At 69.8% G+C, this 18,597-nt stretch carries 18 protein-coding genes and 1 pseudogene; 10 read left to right on the top strand and 9 right to left on the bottom strand.

What is annotated here, in order from left to right; translation table 11 throughout:
• Positions 1-301: 301 nt before the first annotated feature.
• Both C4B30_RS19890 and C4B30_RS19885 read left to right on the top strand, forming a co-directional pair.
• Complete coding sequence (locus C4B30_RS19890) at positions 302-2,323, top strand: BCCT family transporter (RefSeq protein WP_105132888.1); 2,022 nt, start codon at positions 302-304, stop codon at positions 2,321-2,323.
• Positions 2,320-2,631 carry a hypothetical protein gene (locus C4B30_RS19885; RefSeq protein WP_105132887.1) on the top strand — a complete coding sequence of 104 codons (312 nt, stop codon included), beginning with the start codon at positions 2,320-2,322 and terminating at the stop codon, positions 2,629-2,631. The genes C4B30_RS19890 and C4B30_RS19885 overlap by 4 nt, the downstream gene beginning before the upstream one ends.
• A 102-nt stretch (positions 2,632-2,733) precedes the next feature.
• Here C4B30_RS19885 and C4B30_RS19880 read toward each other — a convergent pair whose 3' ends face one another.
• On the bottom strand, positions 2,734-3,582 hold the full coding sequence (locus tag C4B30_RS19880) for a class I SAM-dependent methyltransferase (RefSeq protein WP_105132886.1): 849 nt from the start codon (positions 3,580-3,582) through the stop codon (positions 2,734-2,736).
• Positions 3,583-3,745: 163 nt separating this feature from the next.
• Here C4B30_RS19880 and C4B30_RS19875 point away from each other — a divergent pair, with 163 nt between their 5' ends.
• The 3 genes from C4B30_RS19875 to C4B30_RS19865 all read left to right on the top strand — a co-directional run bounded on the left by C4B30_RS19875 (position 3,746) and on the right by C4B30_RS19865 (position 7,047).
• Positions 3,746-5,209 carry a metallophosphoesterase family protein gene (locus tag C4B30_RS19875; RefSeq protein WP_105132885.1) on the top strand — a complete coding sequence of 488 codons (1,464 nt, stop codon included), beginning with the start codon at positions 3,746-3,748 and terminating at the stop codon, positions 5,207-5,209.
• 29 nt (positions 5,210-5,238) lie between these two features.
• On the top strand, positions 5,239-6,672 hold the full coding sequence (locus C4B30_RS19870; RefSeq protein ID WP_234015442.1) for a cytochrome-c peroxidase: 1,434 nt from the start codon (positions 5,239-5,241) through the stop codon (positions 6,670-6,672).
• 96 nt (positions 6,673-6,768) lie between these two features.
• Positions 6,769-7,047 carry a hypothetical protein gene (locus tag C4B30_RS19865; protein WP_027782819.1) on the top strand — a complete coding sequence of 93 codons (279 nt, stop codon included), beginning with the start codon at positions 6,769-6,771 and terminating at the stop codon, positions 7,045-7,047.
• Between the two features lie 84 nt (positions 7,048-7,131).
• On the opposite strand, the pseudogene C4B30_RS19860 reads toward C4B30_RS19865, so the two are convergent.
• The 4 genes and pseudogenes from C4B30_RS19860 to C4B30_RS19845 form a co-directional block, all read right to left on the bottom strand.
• A pseudogene (locus C4B30_RS19860) lies at positions 7,132-7,381 on the bottom strand (PLP-dependent aminotransferase family protein); the annotation flags it as partial.
• Between the two features lie 19 nt (positions 7,382-7,400).
• A complete protein-coding gene (locus tag C4B30_RS19855; RefSeq protein ID WP_105132884.1) occupies positions 7,401-7,823 on the bottom strand; it encodes a DUF6691 family protein in 423 nt (140 codons plus the stop codon).
• Position 7,824: 1 nt separating this feature from the next.
• Positions 7,825-8,259: a YeeE/YedE family protein gene (locus C4B30_RS19850; protein WP_105132883.1), complete on the bottom strand. Its 435-nt coding sequence runs from the start codon at positions 8,257-8,259 to the stop codon at positions 7,825-7,827.
• Entirely contained in the window at positions 8,249-8,599 is a 351-nt protein-coding gene (locus C4B30_RS19845; RefSeq protein WP_105132882.1) for an ArsR/SmtB family transcription factor, read from the bottom strand. Before C4B30_RS19845 ends, C4B30_RS19850 begins: the two co-directional genes overlap by 11 nt.
• A 237-nt stretch (positions 8,600-8,836) precedes the next feature.
• Between C4B30_RS19845 and C4B30_RS36075 the strand changes: the two genes are divergently transcribed.
• Positions 8,837-8,968, top strand: coding sequence for a hypothetical protein (locus C4B30_RS36075; RefSeq protein ID WP_267896627.1), 132 nt, complete (start codon positions 8,837-8,839; stop codon positions 8,966-8,968).
• Between the two features lie 61 nt (positions 8,969-9,029).
• Here C4B30_RS36075 and C4B30_RS19835 read toward each other — a convergent pair whose 3' ends face one another.
• From C4B30_RS19835 to C4B30_RS19820, 4 genes are all read right to left on the bottom strand, one after another.
• On the bottom strand, positions 9,030-10,298 hold the full coding sequence (locus C4B30_RS19835) for an NAD(P)/FAD-dependent oxidoreductase (protein ID WP_105132881.1): 1,269 nt from the start codon (positions 10,296-10,298) through the stop codon (positions 9,030-9,032).
• Positions 10,295-10,528 carry a 2Fe-2S iron-sulfur cluster-binding protein gene (locus C4B30_RS19830; RefSeq protein WP_105132880.1) on the bottom strand — a complete coding sequence of 78 codons (234 nt, stop codon included), beginning with the start codon at positions 10,526-10,528 and terminating at the stop codon, positions 10,295-10,297. Before C4B30_RS19830 ends, C4B30_RS19835 begins: the two co-directional genes overlap by 4 nt.
• Positions 10,529-10,655: 127 nt before the next feature.
• Positions 10,656-11,783, bottom strand: a complete 1,128-nt coding sequence (locus C4B30_RS19825) for an NAD(P)/FAD-dependent oxidoreductase (protein ID WP_105132879.1) — start codon at positions 11,781-11,783, stop codon at positions 10,656-10,658.
• Positions 11,780-12,712: a 4-hydroxyproline epimerase gene (locus tag C4B30_RS19820; protein WP_105132958.1), complete on the bottom strand. Its 933-nt coding sequence runs from the start codon at positions 12,710-12,712 to the stop codon at positions 11,780-11,782. The genes C4B30_RS19825 and C4B30_RS19820 overlap by 4 nt, the downstream gene beginning before the upstream one ends.
• Before the next feature lie 251 nt (positions 12,713-12,963).
• Here C4B30_RS19820 and C4B30_RS19810 point away from each other — a divergent pair, with 251 nt between their 5' ends.
• The 4 genes from C4B30_RS19810 (at position 12,964) to C4B30_RS19795 (ending at position 18,416) form a co-directional block, all read left to right on the top strand.
• Complete coding sequence (locus C4B30_RS19810) at positions 12,964-13,884, top strand: dihydrodipicolinate synthase family protein (RefSeq protein ID WP_027782810.1); 921 nt, start codon at positions 12,964-12,966, stop codon at positions 13,882-13,884.
• Between the two features lie 226 nt (positions 13,885-14,110).
• Positions 14,111-15,736: an APC family permease gene (locus tag C4B30_RS19805; protein ID WP_105132878.1), complete on the top strand. Its 1,626-nt coding sequence runs from the start codon at positions 14,111-14,113 to the stop codon at positions 15,734-15,736.
• Between the two features lie 72 nt (positions 15,737-15,808).
• Complete coding sequence (locus C4B30_RS19800; protein ID WP_105132877.1) at positions 15,809-17,401, top strand: aldehyde dehydrogenase (NADP(+)); 1,593 nt, start codon at positions 15,809-15,811, stop codon at positions 17,399-17,401.
• On the top strand, positions 17,394-18,416 hold the full coding sequence (locus C4B30_RS19795; RefSeq protein ID WP_105132876.1) for an Ldh family oxidoreductase: 1,023 nt from the start codon (positions 17,394-17,396) through the stop codon (positions 18,414-18,416). The genes C4B30_RS19800 and C4B30_RS19795 overlap by 8 nt, the downstream gene beginning before the upstream one ends.
• Positions 18,417-18,597 lie beyond the last annotated feature (181 nt).

The following is an 18,597-nucleotide window of genomic DNA, read 5'->3' as shown; positions in this document are numbered from 1 at the left end:
CCGACGGCGCCTTCCGCGCGCCGTCTCCGGCACGGACGATGCGCTTGCCGCGCGCGTCGTCCGGCCGCCGGCTACGCATTCGCCGCGTGTTTTCCCCGCCTCACCGGCCCGCCGCGCGCACCGCGCGGGTTTTCTCGATCGCCCCGATACCTTACAATTCGTCAGGTTTTTCCCTTCTGCATGCCCCTTCTTGCAGTCCTGACACCGCGGTACACTCGACGCACGCCGTATCAGGGTCCGACACGCGACGTGCGCGCCGGACGGCGTCGCGCTTCGTTGCGCCCACAACTGGATGCCCGCCATGCCGGATTCCCGTCCCTCGCCCCGCACGACATTCAAGCCGCAGGTCGTCCTGCCCTCGCTCGCGGTCATCGGCGCACTGCTGGCCGTCTGTGCACTGCTCCCGAGCGAAGCCGGCACGCTGTTCTCCGCCGGCCAGCAATGGGTCATCGCACGCTTCGACTGGTTCTACGTGCTCGCCGTCACCGGCTTCCTCGTATTTCTCGTGCTGATCGCCGCCAGCGACTTCGGCAATATCCGGCTCGGCCCCGACGATGCCGAACCCGAATTCAGCTTCATGTCGTGGACGGCGATGCTGTTCGCGGCCGGCATGGGCATCGGCCTGATGTACTTCGGTGTCGGCGAGCCGATGCAGCATTTCCTGAAGCCGCCGACCGTCGATCCCGGCACGTCCGCCGCTGCACGCGAGGCGATGCTGATGACCTTCTTCCACTGGGGCTTCCATGCGTGGGCGATCTACGGGCTGATGGGGCTCGTGCTCGCGTACTTCGGCTTCCGCTACAACCTGCCGCTCACGCTGCGCTCGGGGTTGTATCCGGTGCTGCGCGAGCGCATCGACGGCTGGATCGGTCACACGGTCGATGCGTTCGCGCTCGTCGGCACGGTCGCCGGGATCGCGACGACTCTCGGCTACGGCGTGATGCAACTGAGCGCGGGGCTGCATACGGTCGCCGGGTGGGACACGGGCAGCAACGTGTTTCGCATCGGGCTCGTCGTGATCGTGGTGCTGCTCGCGGGCCTGTCGGCCGCCAGCGGCCTCGACAAGGGCGTGCGCCGGCTGTCGGAGCTGAACCTGCTGCTCGCGTTCCTGCTGCTCGCATTCGTGGTGGTCGCGGGCCCGACGGCATTCCTGTTCCGCGCGCTCGGCGACAACATCGGCCAGTACCTGTCGAGCCTCGTCGACCTGTCGTTCCGCACGTACGCATACGCGCCGCCGCGCGAGGAAGGCTGGTTCGGCGGCTGGACGATCCTCTACTGGGCATGGTGGATCTCGTGGTCGCCGTTCGTCGGCATGTTCATCGCGCGCATCTCGCGCGGCCGCACGATCCGGCAGTTCGTGATCGGCGTGCTGCTCGTGCCGACCGCGTTCAACCTCGTCTGGATGACCGTGTTCGGCAACAGCGCGATCTGGCTCGACACGCACGGCGCAGCCGGCGCGCTCGCGCAGACGGCCACCAACGTCGATGCGCTGCTGTTCCGCTTCTTCGATTTCCTGCCGCTGTCGCAACTGCTGTCGATCGCCGCGATCGTGCTGATCGCGGTGTTCTTCGTCACGTCCGCCGATTCGGGCGCGTTCGTGATCGACCAGATCGCGACGCGCGGCAACGCGCATTCGCCGGTCTGGCAGCGGCTGTTCTGGGCCGCGCTGCTCGGCGTGACGGCCGCGGTGCTGCTCGTCGCGGGCGGGCTCGGCGCGCTGCAGGCGATGACGCTGATCGCCGCGCTGCCGGTCGCCCTCATCATGCTCGCGCTTTGCTACGGGCTGTGGCGCGGGCTCGCGGCCGACCGCGCGCACTATTCGCAGGACATCGCGCCCGCGGCGAGCTTCTGGACCGGCCAGCACTGGCGCCATCGCCTGACGCACATCCTGCGGCAGACGACCGAGGTCGAGGCGCGCCAGTTCGTCGCCGAGACGGTCGAGCCCGCACTGCGCAAGGTCGCCGACGAGCTGCGCGCGAGCGGCGTCGATGCGCACGTGCAGCGCGACGGCGACGATGCGGTGCGGCTCACCGTGCCGACCGCCGAACACCGCGATTTCGTGTACGGCGTGCGCGTCACCGCGAAATCCGCGGCGGCGTTCCTGGTGCGCGAGGCGGCCGAGCCGGACGAGTCGCGTGCGCACGTCCATGGCATCGTCACGTTCTTCGAGGACGGCCGGCTCGGCTACGACGTCGAATACCTGCGTGGCGACGAAGTGATCGCCGACGTGCTGCGCCAGTACGAACGCTACGTGTCGCTCGCCGCGGACAAACGCACGCACCTGCTGAGCCGTGCGCCGGGGCACGCGACGGAGGCCGAATGAGCGGGTTGCTGCAAAGCCGCGCCGTCGACGTCATCGCACTCGGCACGCTCGCCGTGCTGTACCTCGGCGGCGCCGGCATCGCGCTGTGGCGGATCCGCGCCGCGGCGCCGCTCGGCAAGGTCTACTGGATCGTCTGCGCGGCGCTGCTCGCCGGCGGCGCCGTCGCGATGGGCGGCAACCTGTCGCCGGTACCGAACAGCGGCGAAATGCCGCCCGGTTTCGCGCTCGGCGTCGAGGCCGTCCTGCTCGGACTCGCATTGGTCGCCGGTGGCTGCGCGTGGCTGATGCTGCGCGCGCGCAAGCGTTGACGCCCGCGCGTCGCGCGGCCCCGCTTCGTCACGCGGGCACGGTCGCGCGCGGGGCAAACGGGCGGCCGACCCCTCCTTGATCCGCTGCTTTCACGCTATACATCATGCGGTCGGCGCACGCGCCGTCACGAGCCAGCAAGCCGCATCGAAACGCACCTCGGCGCCATGCACGTACGGCTCGAACGCCGCGCGCACCGTGTCGACCACGCGCCGCCGCGTCGCTTCGTCCGTCGCCGGCAATGCAAGGCCGACCGGGCCCAGCCGGGCAATGTAGTCATCCAGCGCGGACTCCGGCAGCACGCACGCCCGGTCGACCGGCTCGATCGCAACGTCGGCCCAGCCGCTGTCCGACAGCACCGATGCGATCCGCTGCCGGTCACCGAACGCGAACTGCCCCGGTGCGCCGGGCTGCCGCGCGGGCAGGTTCGGCAGCAGCGGCGCGGCCGCCCGCTCGGCCGTCGTCATGAACGGGTTGTCGGCCGCGCCACGCCATGCGACGAACCGCATCGGCGAGCCCGGGCGCGCCGCCCGCCGCAGGTTCGCGAACGCCCGCACCGGCTCGTCGAAGAACATCACGCCGAGGCGCGACACGATCAGGTCGACGCTCGCCGGTTCGAACGCATGCGTCTGCCCGTCCGCGCACACGAACCGGGCGCGCAGGCCGCTGCGTTCGGCACGCGCCCGGGCGGCGTCGATCATTCGCGCCGAAATATCGATGCCCGTGCACTGCGCGTTCGCACCGAGCCGCCGCGCGATCGCGAGCGTGACCGCGCCCGTGCCGCAGCCGACATCGAGCACGCTGCTGGCGGACGGCGCTTCTGCGGCATCCGCCAGCAGCGTTTCGAACGGCTCGAACATCCGGTCCATCGGCGCCTGCGCATCGACCCATGCGCGCCCCGACGGACCGTTCCATAGCGCCGATTGCGCTTCGTTGGGCCGGTTGGCTTCCATCGTCGATCCCCTTCCGATTCATTGATGACGAACCGGACTGTGCTGCTTCAAGCCGGCTTGAAGTCAAGGCCGGCCAGTGCGCGCCCCGTCAGCCCCGTTTTTCACATTTCTTACATTCGCGCTGCGTATCGTTGACGACTTTCCTACGATGCCTCCGCCTCCCATGCGACGATTCCTCACGCGCGCGCTGCTCGTGCGCTGCGCCCCTCTTGTTGCCCTCGCTGCATTGTCCGCGTGCTCGAATCACATCGATACGCCGGACGATCCGGCCAGCGCGTCGGTCAACGTCCAGGCCGCATGGGTCGAGATCGGCGATGCGAACCAGGCGATCGCGCGCGTCATCACGAACTACACACCCGCGTCGGCCGGCGATCCGCCGTGCCCGCAACTGGCCGTCGACGGCAAGCTGTCGCGCATGGCGCTGCGCGCGGGCGCCGCGACCGTCGCCCAGCGGCCGACCGCCAGCGACCCGGCCGATTCGAAACCGTCGAGCTTCCCGGTGTCCGTCTGCGAGGCGACGTTGCCCGCCGGCGCGCAGGCGGCCAGCGTCGCGGGCCGTATGCTGCCGCTGCCGAAAGCGCAGCCGCAGCGCATCGCGATCATCGCCGACACGGGCTGCCGGATGAAAAAGGCCGACAACGCATGGCAGGCGTGCAACGACGCCGCGGTCTGGCCGCTCGACACGATCGCGGCCAGCGTCGCGAAGCTGTCGCCCGATCTGGTGCTGCACGTCGGCGACTACCACTATCGCGAGAACGCGTGCCCGCCGGACATCGCCGGCTGCAAGGACAGCCCGTGGGGCTATGGCTGGGATACGTGGCAAGCCGACCTGTTCCGCCCGGCCGCGCCGTTGCTCGCGAAGGCACCGTGGGTCGTCGTGCGCGGCAATCACGAGGAATGCGCGCGTGCCGGCCAGGGCTGGTTCCGCTTCCTCGACCCGCGCCCGTATTCGGCCGCACGTTCATGCGACGATCCGGCCAACGACAACAACGCGAACTATTCGGAGCCCTATGCGGTGTCGCTCGGCGGTGGCTCGCAGGTGATCGTGTTCGACACCGCGAAGGTCGGCCGCGCGCCGCTGAAGACGACCGACGCGCAGTTCGGCATCTACCAGAAGCAGTTCCAGACGGTCGCATCGCTCGCGTCGAAAGCCGGCATGACGACGACGATCTTCACGAATCATCATCCGATCCTCGCGTTCGCGCCGATCGCCGGCAGCACGCCGGCGCCGGGCAATCTCGCGCTGCAGTCGGTGATGTCGAGCCTCAACGCGCAGGCTTACTACCCGCCGGGCGTGCACGTCGCGCTGCACGGCCACGTGCACGATTTCCAGGCGATCAACTTCTCGTCCGGGCACCCGGCGACGATCGTGTCCGGCAACGGCGGCGACAACCTCGACGTCGCGCTGCCCGACCCGTTTCCGGCCGGCCTGACGCCCGCGCCGGGCGCCGTGATCGAGCGGCTGTCGCACAACAACAGCTTCGGTTTCCTGATCATGGAGCGCCGCGTCGCGCCGGCGACGGGCTGGGTTTTCCATGCGTATTCGGCGGCAGGCAAGCTGCTCGCGTCGTGCAACCAGTCGGGCACGACGCTCGCCTGCGACAAGACGGGGTTCATCGCGCCGTGAGTGACGAGGTTCGACGGGATGGCGATTTGATGCGTGCGGTCGATTGGCGTGCGCTGACGGTGAAAACACGGCAGCGCACCGGCTCGGTTCCGGCGGCGGGTTCCGCGGCCGCGCGCGGCCGGCGAACGGTTCGCGCGCTTTCGGCCGCGACGCTCGCCGGCCTGACATTCGCGGCCCACGCCGCGCCGGCTGAAACGGTCCTGCTTCCCGGCGCGCCGCCGTCGCGCGTCGTCGACACGATCGGCAACGGCACGCCGCAGGTGACGGGCAAGATCGACGCGGCCACCGCGCGCTTCGCGCCCGACCCGACGCTCGTCGCGCTCGGCCGCCGGATCTTCTTCGACCCGCGGCTGTCCGAGCCGCGCGGCATGTCGTGCGCGGGCTGCCACGATCCCGGCCGCGCGTTCGCGCCAACGCTGTCGGCGGCTTCTCTCGCGGGGCCCGGCGTGCCGGAAGGCAGCCGGCCCGGGCGCTTCAGCCAACGCAATGCGCCGTCGCTGCTGTATGTCCGCTACGTGCCGCGCCGCCACTTCTACCAGGACGACGATGCGCCGGCCCCGTCGCCGTTCGGCGGCCTGTTCAGCGACGGTCGCGCGGATACGCTCGCCGAGCAGATCCGCGGGCCGCTGTTCGATCCGAACGAGATGAACAACCGGTCGCCGGCCGCGCTGCTGCGCAAGGTCGATGCGACCGAACTCGCGACCGATCTCGCCGCGCGCTTCGGCGCGCCGGTGCGGCGCGATCCCGAGCAAATGGTGCGCGCGCTGGGCTCGGCCGTCGAAGCCTATCTGCAGAGCGACGAGATGGCGCCGTTCACGTCGCGCTTCGACGCGTTCCTGCGCACGCGCACGCCGCTCGCGCCGGCCGAGATGCGCGGCCTTGCGCTGTTCCGCAATCCGGACAAGGGCAATTGCATGACCTGCCATACGCTGTCGGACACGTCGAGCCGCCCGGAGCGTTCGCTGTTTACCGATTTCGGCTACGACGCGATCGCGGTGCCGCGCAACCGTGCGCTGCCGGCGAACCGCGATCCGCGCCATTTCGACAACGGGCTGTGCGACACCGCGCGGCGGCTGCGCTGGCCCGAACCGACGCAATGGTGCGGCTACCTGCGCACGCCCGGGCTGCGCAACGTCGCGGTCAAGCAGACGTTCATGCACAACGGCGTGTTCACGGCGCTGCGCGACGCGGTCGCGTTCTACAACACGCGCTCGACCGATCCCGGCTTCTGGTATCACGGCGCCAGGACGTTCGACGACGTGCCGGCCGCCTATCGCGGCAACATCAACGTCAACTCGACGCCGATGAACCGCCGGCCCGGCACGCCGCCCGCGTTGACCGACGCGGAAATCGACGACATCGTCGCGTTCCTCGGCACGCTGACCGACGCGCGCTATACCGGCCGCGCCGCCTCGGTCGCTCCCGACGCGCGGATCACGCGCACCGCCGCGCCGGCGCGCTGACCTTGGCCGAATGGCCAGTCGACGTGTCCCCGCTTGCAGTTACCGCCAACACTGGTTATATTTACAGTACTGTATTTATGAACAGTGAGGCGCACGATGGAACATCTGGTCCGTATCGTCAACGACACCGATCGCCAAGTGCTGGCGTGGCTTCGTGCCCAGGTCGGCGATGCCCGCGTCGAGCGCGCGGCGCGTCAGCTCGGGCATACGCGCAAGCCCTTTCCGTCCGCCGTGTGCCGGTATCTGGGCATGAGCGCGCCGGCCACGCTGCGGCCGGCGCCCGCCCGGCCGCGCGCGGCCCGCGATTTCTCGGTCGGCGATCGCTACCTGTCGCTGATCCGCCAGCACCTCGCCACGCACTCGGTCGGCCGATGAAATGGCGGCGGCTTGCCGCTTCGGTACCGCATCCGGCCGGCGCACTCGCGTATTCGCAAGTCCGGCCGGCCGCCGCCGTCGCGCTTAGGCGGCCGCCATGGCTTCCCGTACGAGGCGTCCGAATGTGTCGAATGCCGCCTCGTGCGCCGCATCGAACACGCACATGCAGGCGAGCCGGATATAGCCGTCGAAACGGTCCGAATTCGAGAAGATCGAATCGGGCGCGATCGAACGGCGCATCGGAGCGCACGCCTTCCGGCAACGCGATCCGTCACGTCGCGCTGTGCGCGCAACCGTTCGCGGAACCCCGGTGCAGGTGCTGATCGAACACACCCAGCGAGCGTGCCCCTGCCTCACCGCCCGTTCCGCCGGCGCTCGATCCACTCGAACAGCGCCATCCCGGCCAGCATCGCGACGACGAAGCCGAGCCCCTTGGCCAATCCGAAGCCGATCGACACGATCGCAGGTCCCGGGCAAAACCCGGCGAGCCCCCAGCCGATGCCGAACACGGCACTTCCCGCGATCAGGCGCACGGTAATCGCCCGCAACGCCGGCAACTGCATCGGCAAGCCGAGCCACGACCGTGTCCGGCGCTTCGCCCACGCGAACGCGAACACCGCAACACCGGTCGCGCCCGCCATCACGAACGCGAGCGACGGATCCCAGCGGCCCGTCAGGTCGAGGAAACCGAGCACCTTCTGCGGATTGGCCATGCCCGACACGATGAGGCCGACGCCGAACAAGAGGCCGGCCAGAAACGCGAATCCTGCCTGCATGTCAGCCCCCCAGCACGTGCCGCCGCACGAATACGGTCACGAAGCCCGCGACCATGAAGGTCGCCGTCGCGACCACCGAACGCAGCGCGCCACGCGACATCCCGCATACGCCGTGGCCGCTCGTGCATCCGCCCGCGTACCGCGTGCCGATCCCGACCAGCAGCCCGGCCGCCAGCAATTCAGGCCAGTTGGCGTCGACCTGCGGCGTCAGGCCTGCTCCGGCAACGCGCATCACGAAGGGGGCGACGATCAGCCCGGCGATGAACGCGACGCGCCAGCCGCGCTCTGCGCCGCCCGCCGTCAGCAAGCCGCCGACGATCCCGCTGATGCCGGCGATCCGGCCGTTGAACGCGACGAGCCACGCGGCCGCGAGCCCGATCAGCACGCCGCCGGCCAACGACAACCACGGCGTGAAATGAAGCGCATCAACCTGCATCGCGAACCTCCTTCGCGGCCGCCCCGCAAAACTGTTCGTAGAGCACGCCCATCACCGCGATCGCGGCCGGGCTGTCGAGCGAATAGTGGATGTTCTTGCCTTCGCGGCGCGTACGAACCAGCGCGTTGTCCCGCAACACGCCGAGCTGCTGCGATAGCGTCGGTTGATGGATGTCCAGTCGCGCCTCGAGATCGCTCACGCAGCACTCGCCCTGCGACAGTTCGCACAGCAGCAGCAGCCGGTCGGGATTCGACATCACCTTGAGGAGCGCGCAGGCCGACTCGGCGGCGGCGCGCATTTGATCGGGCCCGGGCGGCCCGGAGGGAAGATCGTCGTTCATCGGAGCGAGGAATACGATTAAAGAATCAATATTATATTATTTTACATATTGTTGTATCCCGCTGCTTGCCGGATCGCCAATTCGCTGCCCCCTTTCGATCAGCACTGCCTGCCCGCCATTCCGTCGGCGACCGCCACACGTACCGCACCGGCGCGCACCACGCCAAGCGCCAGCACCGCGACCGCCGCGATCACACATGGCGCGGCACAGAGGGTGAACGCGATCCGGCTTCTGCCGATGGAGCTAAAGGACCAGGGCGCGGTGTCGATGTACTGGCACCCCGACAGCACGAACCGCGCGGCCGTGGCCGCGACGATCGAGTGCCTGCGCACTTGTACAGCGCCGCAGGTCGGCGGATGGGAAAAGTGAAGGTGGCGTAACAGGCGCGGCCCGCCGCGAACCGGCCCGCTTCACTGCGACGCTGCACGCGTCATGCGCCGTCGCAAGACCCCGTGCCGTCGAGCATCAGCGTGCCGACCCGCGCGGGCACGAGCGGCGTGCGCGGCGCCGGCGGCGTCCAGCCGAACAGTGCCTGCGCGGCCGCGCCGCACACGCGGCCCTGACACGCGCCCATCCCGCAACGCGACTGCAGTTTGGCGGCCGTCCAGCCCGGTTCCCGTGCGACCGCATCGAACCGCACGTCCTCGCAACGACACAGCAGCGTGTCGGGCCGTGCGAGCCGGCGGATCGGCTCCCGGATCGCGAAGCGCTCGCGGACGGCATCCGCGAAAGCTTGCCAGTGCGCGCGCCGTGCGACGAGTTCCGCCAGCCGTGCGGTCTGGCCGGTCGCCGCGTAGCCTGCGGTTTCGCCTTCGACCATTGCCAGTTCGCTGCCGCCGACGCCCGTGCATTCGCCCGCCGCGAAATACCCGTCGCGGCTGGTGCGCTGGTGCGCGTCGACCGCCACCGCGCCGTTCTCGACCCGGCAGCCGAGATGGCGCGGCAGCACGGTGTTCGGCACGAGGCCGAAGCCGCACGCGAGCCGGTCGCAGTCGACGTCGAATTCGCGATCGCCGTGCCGGATCCGCACGCGTTCGAGCCGCTGGTCGCCGAATGCCTCGACGACGTGCGCAGCGGGCCGATATGCCGACGTGACGAGCTTCGCGGCCTGCGCGAGCTTCGACGGCCAGCGCCACAGCCCCGCGCCGAAGCGGGCCACGTCGCCCCATGCGGCCTGTTCGAGCACGTGCGACACGTGTGCGCCGGCCTGCCGGGCCGTCGCCGCGCTCGCCAGCAGCAGCGGCCCGCTGCCCGCGATCACCGTGCGTTGCCCGCGCACGTCGAGCCCGTACTTGATCAGCGCCTGCAAGCCGCCCGCACCGGTCACGCCCGGCAGCGTCCAGCCCGGAAACGGCAGCAGCAGTTCGCGGGCGCCGCAACAGAGAATCAGCGTCCGGAAATCGAGCAGCAGCCCGCGTTCGTCGTCTTCGAGCAGCAGCGTGCCCGGCTGCGTTTCGGCGACGATGCGCGTCGCCGCGAGATGCGTGACGTTCGGTTGCCGCAGCACGGCGAGGCGTTCGGCGGCGGCCGGCGTCGGTGCGGTCACTGCCGGCTGCCGCCAGATCTGCCCGCCCGCGCGCGGATTGTCGTCGACGATCGCAACGGTCGCGCCGCTGCGCGCGGCGGCCCGTGCCGCCGACAGCCCGGCCGGCCCCGCTCCGACGATCGCGACGTCGACGCTCAGTCGTTCCTGTTTCATCGCGTGCGCTCCACCCGCATCCCGTCGCGGCACAGCGTCTGGCAAGCCAGCCGGCGGCGGCCGTCGATCGTCATCCTGCACTCCTGGCAGATGCCCATTCCGCAAAAAGGCGCACGCGCCGCGCCCGTGCACGCCACGCGCGTCGTGTCGTCGCCGCTCGCCGCGACGGCGGCCGCGACGGTCGCGCCGTCGGCCACCGTCAATGCACGGCCGTCCAGATGAATGATCATGTCAGCCTCCGCCGGGCCGTCCCAAGAAGGCTGACCGCCCCCGTCAGGGACGCCTTGCACGGGACCGGAGTAAGCGCTGAAGCGCCAACTCCGGTCGACAGCGAGCGAAGTGAGCGTGGGGGTCGTTTCATGTCAGCGCTCCTGCTACAAGGGACGCGGTCAGGAAGCGTCCCGGCAAATACGGTTCGATATCGATGGGCGGCCGCTCGCCGGCCATCAGCGCGGCAACGAGCCGCGCGCTGCCCGGCGCGGTCGTCACGCCGAGCCCTTCGTGCCCGATCGCGAGCCACACGCCCGGCCGCGCCGGGTGCTCTCCTAGCAGCGGCAGGCCGTCGGGGCTCGCGGAGCGAAAACCCGTCCATGCGCGGATCCCGTTCAGGTCGGCCAGATCCGGCAGGTAGCCGACTGCGCGGCGCAGCATGCGCGCGAGCACGGGCGGCTCGACCTGTGCATCCTCGGTGTCGAACTGGCGCGACGAGCCGATCAGCAACTGGCCGGTCGGCCGCGGCTGCACGTTGAACGCGACCGACGTGCCGTCGCTCGCGTGCGCGCTCGCCGCATAGCCGAGCTCGACGAGCTGGTGCGACACGTGGCCCGGATAGCGGTCGGTAATCAGCAGATGGCCCTTTTTCGGGCGCAGCGGCAATTCGGGCAGCAGCGTGCGCGCCGCCACGCCGTTCGCGACGACCACGCGCTCCGTGCGCAGCACGTCGCCGCTCGCGAGCGTCACGTTCGGGCCATCGACCGCGACGGCCCGCTCGCGGCGCAACGTGACGCGCGGCGCGCGCTGCAGCAGCCAGTTCGCGGTGACGGGCGCATAGAGGATCGCGTCGCCCGGAATCTTCAGCGCGCCACCGAGGCCCGCGCGCAGCATCGGCTCCAGCTGCGCGAGCGCTGCCGCATCGATCAGCTCGCCGGCCACGCCGTGCGCGGCGAGCGTCGCCTGCTTCGCGCGGGCGAGATCCATCTCGTGCGCATCGGCCGCGAGCCACAGCGTGCCGCAGTTGCGGTATGCGCAGCCGTCGGGCATCTCGCCGCTCAACGCGCGCCACAGTTCGATCGAGTAATGGCTCAGCGCGAGCTCGGCCGCGTTGTCGTCCATCGCGACGAGGTGCCCCATGCCCGCGCCGGTCGCGCCGCCGCTCGCGTCGTCGACGACGAGCACACGCAACCCGCGCTGCGCGAGTTCGTGCGCGCATGCCGCGCCGACGATGCCGGCGCCGATCACGACGACGTCGGTCTTCGTTTCGCTCACGACCCGATGCCCCAGCCGAACGGATCGTCTTCGTCGATCAGCAGCGTCGCTTCCGCGCTCAGGTGCGCGCTGCCGCGAATCGTCGGCACGATGCCGCCGTCGGCCAGCTCGTAGCTCGCGTGGAACACGCTGCCGATCACGCTCGCCTGCCGCCACACGGCGCCCGGCGCGAGCTTGCCGTCGGCCGCGAGGCACGCGAGCTTCGCGCTCGTGCCGGTGCCGCACGGCGAACGGTCGTAGGCGAGGCCCGGGCACAGCACGAAGCTGCGGCTGTCGTGCTGGGGATCGTCGGCGAACAGCTCGATGTGATCGATCTCGCCGCCGTTCGCGCCGGTGATGCCCGCGCGTTCGAGCCCTTCGCGCACGGCCGACGCATACGCGGTGAGCGCCGCGACGTTGTCGCCGGCGACGCGCTGCCCGTGGTCGCTGATCAGGAAGAACCAGTTGCCGCCCCACGCGACGTCGCCCTTCACGGGGCCGTATCCCGGCACGTCGAGCGCGACGCCCTGCGCGTGGCGATACGCGGGCACGTTGCGCACGCTGACCGACAGGTCGTCGTGCAGCGTGGCCTCGACGGTGCCGACCGGCGTCTCGATCCGGTGCACGCCGGGCGCGATGCGTCCCATGTGATGCAGCGTACGCACGACGCCGATCGTGCCGTGCCCGCACATCCCGAGATAGCCGCTATTGTTGAAGAAGATCACGCCGGCCGCCGCGTCGGCCGCGACCGGGTCGCACAGCAGCGCGCCGACCAGCACGTCGCTGCCGCGCGGCTCGAGGATGGACGCGGTCCGATAACGGTCGTGTTCGCGCGCGAGCACGTCGCGGCGCTCGGCCATCGTGCCGTTGCCGAGCGCCGGAAAACCGGACACGACGAGCCGAGTGGGTTCGCCGCCCGTGTGCGAATCGATGATCTGGATACGCTTCATCATGAGCTGTCCGAAGTGGGGAAAGGAGCATAGCTTCCTCCGTCGCGCGTCCGTCCGCTTGTGGCTTTTCGATGAGGACGACGACGAAATCGGCATAGTGCGATGCGCCCTTCGCGCCCCCGCCGGTCGCTGTGCCGATTTCGTCATTTTGCTCCGCGATACGACTCAAGCGTGATGGGCGTTTGCGCGGCGATACTGGTTGCCACACCGACACACCCGTCGGCCGACCGATACGAACGTAGGAGATTTCAGTGAGCCGCAAAGCCATTCAGTGGACCGGGGTTTTCCCGGCCGTCAGCACCCAGTTCAAGCCGGACTTCTCCCTCGACATCGACGCCACGCACCGCGTGGTCAAGAACCTGGTGAACGACGGTGTGTCGGGCCTCGTGGTCTGCGGCACGGTCGGCGAAAACACGTCGCTGTCGACGAGCGAGAAACTCCAGGTCATCGAAGCCGCACGCGACGCGGCCGGCGGCAAGATTCCGGTGATCGCCGGCATCGCCGAATTCACGACCGACTTCGCGCGCAACACGGTGCGCGAAGCGCAGCGCGTCGGCGTCGACGGCGTGATGGTGATGCCCGCGCTCGTGTACTCGGCGAAGCCGCACGAAACCGCCGCGCACTTCCGCGCGGTCGCGACGAGCACCGACCTGCCGGTGATGGTCTACAACAACCCGCCGATCTACAAGAACGACGTGACGCCCGACGTGCTGATCGCGCTGCAGGATTGCGAGAACATCGTCTGCTTCAAGGATTCGTCGGGCGATACGCGCCGCTTCATCGACCTGCGCAATGCGGTCGGCGATCGCTTCGTGCTGTTCGCGGGCCTCGACGACGTCGTGGTCGAGAGCATCGCGGTCGGCGCCGAAGGCTGGGTGTCGGGCATGTCGAACGCGTTCCCGAAGGAAGGCGAGACGCTGTTCCGCCTCGCGAAGCAAAAGCGCTTCGACGAAGCGCTCGCACTGTATCGCTGGTTCATGCCGCTGCTGCACCTCGACGCACGCCCGGACCTCGTACAGTGCATCAAGCTGTGCGAAGAGCTGGTCGGCCGCGGCAGCGCGGTCACGCGTCCGCCGCGCCTCGCGCTGCAAGGCGACACGCTCGCGGAAGTGAAGGCCATCGTCGCGAAGGCGCTCGAAACGCGCCCGGCGCTGCCCGACGTCGGTCTCTGATCGACGCCCCTGCGGCGGCGCGCGGGCTTGCCCGGTGCGTCGCCATCCGCGGTCCGGCATGGCCTGCGGTCCCGCTCGCCCCGGCGCCAGCCCGCGCCGCGCGTGAACGGGCCACGGCCCGCCCCGGTCGTTCGAACCGGGCGACGCCGGCCGGCAGGCGTGCGCGCTGCTCCGTCGGAGCGCGCGCCACGCGCGCCTGCACCGACATTCTCCAGGAGACACGCCCATGCCAGGCCAAGGCAATGCTCACCCGTCTGTCCCGCTTTCCCGTTCCGCGCACCCCGACGCGGGTCACGGCAAGTTCAAGAAACAGCTGTCGCTGACCGATCTCACGTTCATCGGTCTGGGCGCCATTTTCGGTTCGGGGTGGCTGTTCGCCGCGAGTCACGTGTCGACGATCGCGGGCCCGGCCGGCATCTTCTCGTGGCTGCTCGGCGGCTTCGCGGTGCTGCTGCTCGGCATCGTCTACTGTGAACTCGGCGCCGCGCTGCCGCGCGCCGGCGGCGTGGTGCGCTACCCGGTGTTCTCGCACGGCCCGCTGCTCGGCTACCTGATGGGCTTCATCACGCTGATCGCGTTCTCGAGCCTGATCGCAATCGAAGTCGTCGCCGCGCGCCAGTACGCGGCCGCGTGGTTTCCGGGCCTGACGGTCGTCGGGTCGAGCGACCCGACCACACTCGGCTGGCTCGTGCAGGCCGCGCTGCTCTGCTTCTTCTTTTACCTGAACTATTCGAGCGTGAAGACGTTCGCGAAGGCGAACAACATCATCAGCATCTTCAAGTTCATCGTGCCGCTCGCGGTGATCGGCGTGCTGTTCACGTTCTTCAAGCCGGCGAACCTGACCGTGCACGGCTTCGCGCCGTTCGGCATGCCCGGCATCGAGATGGCCGTGTCCGCGGGCGGCATCATCTTCGCGTACCTCGGGCTCACGCCGATCGTGTCGGTCGCGAGCGAGGTGCGCAATCCGCAGCGCACGATCCCGATCGCGCTGATCCTGTCGATCCTGCTGTCGACGCTGATCTACGTGCTGCTGCAACTCGCCTTCATCGGCAGCATCCCGACGGCGATGCTCGCCGCCGGCTGGCACGACGTGAGCAAGGCATTCTCGCTGCCGTACCGCGATATCGCCCTCGCGCTCGGCGTCGGCTGGCTCGCGGTGATGGTCGTCGCCGACGCGATGATCTCGCCGAGCGGCTGCGGCAACATCTACATGAACGCGACGCCGCGCGTCGTCTACGGCTGGGCGAAGACGGGCACGTTCTTCAAGGTGTTCACGCGCGTCGACGAAGCGTCGGGCATCCCGCGCGCGGGCCTGTGGCTCACGTTCGGCCTCGCGATCTTCTGGACGCTGCCGTTCCCGTCGTGGGAAGCGCTGATCAACATCGTGTCCGCCGCGCTGGTGCTCAGCTATGCGGTCGCGCCCGTGTCGGTCGCCGCGCTGCGCCGCACCGCGCCCGACCTGCCGCGGCCGTTCCGCGCCAGCGCGTTCGGCATCACCGGCCCCGCGTCGTTCGTGATCGCCGCGCTGATCGTCTACTGGTCGGGCTGGAGCACGGTGTCCTGGCTGCTCGGCCTGCAGATCGTGATGTTCGCGATCTATCTCGTGTGCCGCCGCTGGGTGCCGACCGCGCATCTGAGCCTCGCCGAACAAGTGCGTTCGTCCGCGTGGCTGATCGCGTTCTATGCGGCGATGATCGTGCTGTCGTATCTCGGCGGCTTCGGCGGCACGGGCCGGCTCGCGCATCCGTACGACACGGTCGTCGTCGCGGCCGTCGCGCTCGTCATCTACTACTGGGGCGCCCACACCGGCGTCCGCTCCGACAAGCTGCAGCTCGACGACGACGAGGACTGACGCGCCTCCGCCCTTTTCCCTTCCATCGGCCGGGCGCAGCACGCCCGGCCCTGCTTTTTTCCGAGGAAAACCATGCAACTCACAGGTCAGCTCCTGATCGGCCAATCGGTTGTCGCCGGACAGAACGGCACTCTCCACGCGATCGCCGCCGCGACCGGCGAACCGCTCGAACCGGCGTTCGGCGGCGCGAGCCTGCACGACCTGGAAACGGCGTGCGCGCTCGCCGACGACGCGTTCGACACGTATCGCGAAACGTCGCTCGACGCGCGCGCCGCGTTCCTCGACGCAATCGGCCGTCACATCATGGCGCTCGGCGACGATCTGATCGAGCGCTGCGTCGTCGAAACGGGGCTGCCGCGCGCGCGCATCGAAGGCGAGCGCGGCCGTACGGTCGGCCAAGTCGCGCTGTTCGCGTCGCTCGTGCGGGACGGCGGTTTTCTCGACGCACGCATCGACCCGGCACGCCCCGAGCGCAAGCCGTTGCCGCGCGTCGACCTGCGCCTGCGCAACGTCGCGGTCGGGCCCGTGGCCGTGTTCGGTGCGTCAAACTTCCCGCTCGCGTTCTCGGTGGCCGGCGGCGACACGGCGTCGGCGCTGGCGGCCGGCTGCCCGGTGATCGTCAAGGCGCATTCCGCGCATCCGGGCACGTCGGAACTCGTCGGCCGCGCGATCCAGCAGGCCGCGCGCGAATGCGGGATGCCGGCCGGCGTGTTCTCGCTGCTGTTCGACGCATCGCGCGAGATCGGCCAGGCGCTGGTCGCCGATCCGCGCATCAAGGCGGTCGGCTTCACGGGCTCGCGCCGCGGCGGCGTGGCGCTGATGCATATCGCGGCCGCGCGAGCCGAGCCGATCCCCGTCTATGCGGAAATGAGCTCGATCAATCCCGTGCTGCTGTGTCCCGCCGCGCTCGCGGCGCGGCACGACACCATCGCACCTCAGTTCGTCGCATCGCTCACGCTCGGCGCCGGCCAGTTCTGCACGAATCCAGGCCTCGTGCTCGCGGTCGACGGCCCCGCGCTGCGCGCATTCGAAGCCGCGGCGGCCGACGCCGTGCGCGCTGTAGCCGCACAGACGATGCTGACGCCGCCCATCCACGCGAGCTATGCGCAAGGCGTCGCGGCGCTGCGCGATCACGATGCGGTCGAGCTGCTGGCCGAAGGCGCGGAAGGCGGCCGTCACCAGGCCCGCGCGGCGCTGTTCGCGACGTCCGCCGACGCATTCATCGCGCACCCCGAGTTGCGCGACGAAGTATTCGGCCCCGCATCGCTGATCGTGCGCTGCCCGGACGCCGACACGCTGCACCGCGTGCTGAAATCGCTCGAAGGCCAGTTGACGATCGCCGCGCATCTCGCCGACGGCGACGCAGCACTGTTCGCCGCGCTGCGCCCGACGCTCGAACGCAAGGCCGGCCGCATTCTCGTCAACGGCTTCGGCACGGGCGTCGAGGTCGGCCATGCGATGGTGCACGGCGGCCCGTTCCCGGCGACGTCCGACACGCGCACGACGTCGGTCGGCGCACGCGCGATCGAGCGCTTCCTGCGCCCCGTGTCGTACCAGGACCTGCCGGACGCGCTGCTGCCGGATGCGATCCGCAGCGGCAATCCGCTGAACGTGCCGCAGCGGATCGACGGCGTGCCCGCGCCGCGCGAGGTGAACCATGTCTGAGCAAACCACCGAAGTCGTCCTGTCGCTCGATGAACTCCATGCGCTCGCGCTGCGCGTGCTGACGCACCACGGGATGTCCGACGCGCATGCGCACGCGATCGCCAACGTGATCACGCAGGGCCAGCGCGATGAATGCCATTCGCATGGCGTGTATCGGCTGCTCGTCTGCGTGCGGTCGCTGAAGAAAGGCAAGGTCGATCCGCAAGCCGTGCCGACGCTGCGCCGGCTGTCGTCGTCGATCGTCGCGGTCGACGCGCATCGCGGCTTCTCGCTGCTGAGCTTCGAGACGGGGCTGCCGGTGCTCGTCGAGATGGCGAAGCAGCACGGCATCGCCGCGATGGCGATCAACCACTGCTATCACTTCTCCGCGCTGTGGCCCGAGGTCGAGGCGATCGCCGCCGAAGGGCTGGTCGGCATCGCGATGAACCCGAGCCACAGCTGGGTCGCGCCGGAAGGCGGCCGCGAACCGGTGTTCGGCACCAACCCGATCGCGTTCGCGTGGCCGCGCCCGTTCGGCGAGCCGTTCGTGTTCGATTTCGCGACGAGCGCGATCGCGCGCGGCGACATCGAGCTGCACGCGAAACAGGGCAAGGCGATTCCGCCGCACTGGGCAATCGACGCGGACGGCCAGCCGACCACCGACCCGAAGGCCGCGCTGCAAGGCGCGATGCGCACGTTCGGCGGCCATAAGGGCTCGGCGCTCGCGGCGATGGTCGAGCTGCTCGGCGGTGCGCTGATCGGCGACATGACGAGCCGGGAATCGATGGACTTCGACGAAGGCGTCGGCGCGACGCCGTGCCATGGCGAACTCGTGATCGCGTTCGATCCGAAGGTATTTCTCGGCGACGATCTCGACGCGGGGCTCGCGCGCGGCGAGCGGATGTTCGAATCGATCGTCGCACAGGGCGCGCGGTTGCCGTCGCAACGGCGCTTCGACGCCCGTGCGCGCAGCATCGCGAACGGCGTGTGGATTCCGAAGGCGCTGTACGACGAGATCCTGACGCTGCTCGACTGACGCGCGATCGAGCGGCACGGCGCGGCTTCATCGTCGGCGGAATGGGCGACGAGGCCGTCGCCCGGTTGCGCCGGCAATAGCCTGCTTCGTGCCGGGTGAGCCGGGTGAGCCGGGGAAGCCTGGGTGAGCTGGGTGAGCTGGGTGAGCTGGGTGAGCTGGGTGAGCTGGGGGAGCCTGGGGG

The organism is Burkholderia sp. BE12 (assembly GCF_002959955.1).
Lineage (GTDB): Bacteria > Pseudomonadota > Gammaproteobacteria > Burkholderiales > Burkholderiaceae > Burkholderia.
This window is presented reverse-complemented; position numbering and strand designations above follow the sequence as displayed.

What these genes read in the sequence shown, in the direction of transcription:
- C4B30_RS19890 (WP_105132888.1), top strand. Translation starts at nt 302, where the DNA reads ATGCCGGATTCCCGTCCCTCGCCCCGCACGACATTCAAGCCGCAGGTC.
- C4B30_RS19885 (WP_105132887.1), top strand. Translation starts at nt 2,320, where the DNA reads ATGAGCGGGTTGCTGCAAAGCCGCGCCGTCGACGTCATCGCACTCGGC.
- C4B30_RS19880 (WP_105132886.1), bottom strand. Translation starts at nt 3,582, where the DNA reads ATGGAAGCCAACCGGCCCAACGAAGCGCAATCGGCGCTATGGAACGGT.
- C4B30_RS19875 (WP_105132885.1), top strand. Translation starts at nt 3,746, where the DNA reads ATGCGACGATTCCTCACGCGCGCGCTGCTCGTGCGCTGCGCCCCTCTT.
- C4B30_RS19870 (WP_234015442.1), top strand. Translation starts at nt 5,239, where the DNA reads ATGCGTGCGGTCGATTGGCGTGCGCTGACGGTGAAAACACGGCAGCGC.
- C4B30_RS19865 (WP_027782819.1), top strand. Translation starts at nt 6,769, where the DNA reads ATGGAACATCTGGTCCGTATCGTCAACGACACCGATCGCCAAGTGCTG.
- C4B30_RS19855 (WP_105132884.1), bottom strand. Translation starts at nt 7,823, where the DNA reads ATGCAGGCAGGATTCGCGTTTCTGGCCGGCCTCTTGTTCGGCGTCGGC.
- C4B30_RS19850 (WP_105132883.1), bottom strand. Translation starts at nt 8,259, where the DNA reads ATGCAGGTTGATGCGCTTCATTTCACGCCGTGGTTGTCGTTGGCCGGC.
- C4B30_RS19845 (WP_105132882.1), bottom strand. Translation starts at nt 8,599, where the DNA reads ATGAACGACGATCTTCCCTCCGGGCCGCCCGGGCCCGATCAAATGCGC.
- C4B30_RS36075 (WP_267896627.1), top strand. Translation starts at nt 8,837, where the DNA reads ATGGAGCTAAAGGACCAGGGCGCGGTGTCGATGTACTGGCACCCCGAC.
- C4B30_RS19835 (WP_105132881.1), bottom strand. Translation starts at nt 10,298, where the DNA reads ATGAAACAGGAACGACTGAGCGTCGACGTCGCGATCGTCGGAGCGGGG.
- C4B30_RS19830 (WP_105132880.1), bottom strand. Translation starts at nt 10,528, where the DNA reads ATGATCATTCATCTGGACGGCCGTGCATTGACGGTGGCCGACGGCGCG.
- C4B30_RS19820 (WP_105132958.1), bottom strand. Translation starts at nt 12,712, where the DNA reads ATGAAGCGTATCCAGATCATCGATTCGCACACGGGCGGCGAACCCACT.
- C4B30_RS19805 (WP_105132878.1), top strand. Translation starts at nt 14,111, where the DNA reads ATGCCAGGCCAAGGCAATGCTCACCCGTCTGTCCCGCTTTCCCGTTCC.
- C4B30_RS19800 (WP_105132877.1), top strand. Translation starts at nt 15,809, where the DNA reads ATGCAACTCACAGGTCAGCTCCTGATCGGCCAATCGGTTGTCGCCGGA.
- C4B30_RS19795 (WP_105132876.1), top strand. Translation starts at nt 17,394, where the DNA reads ATGTCTGAGCAAACCACCGAAGTCGTCCTGTCGCTCGATGAACTCCAT.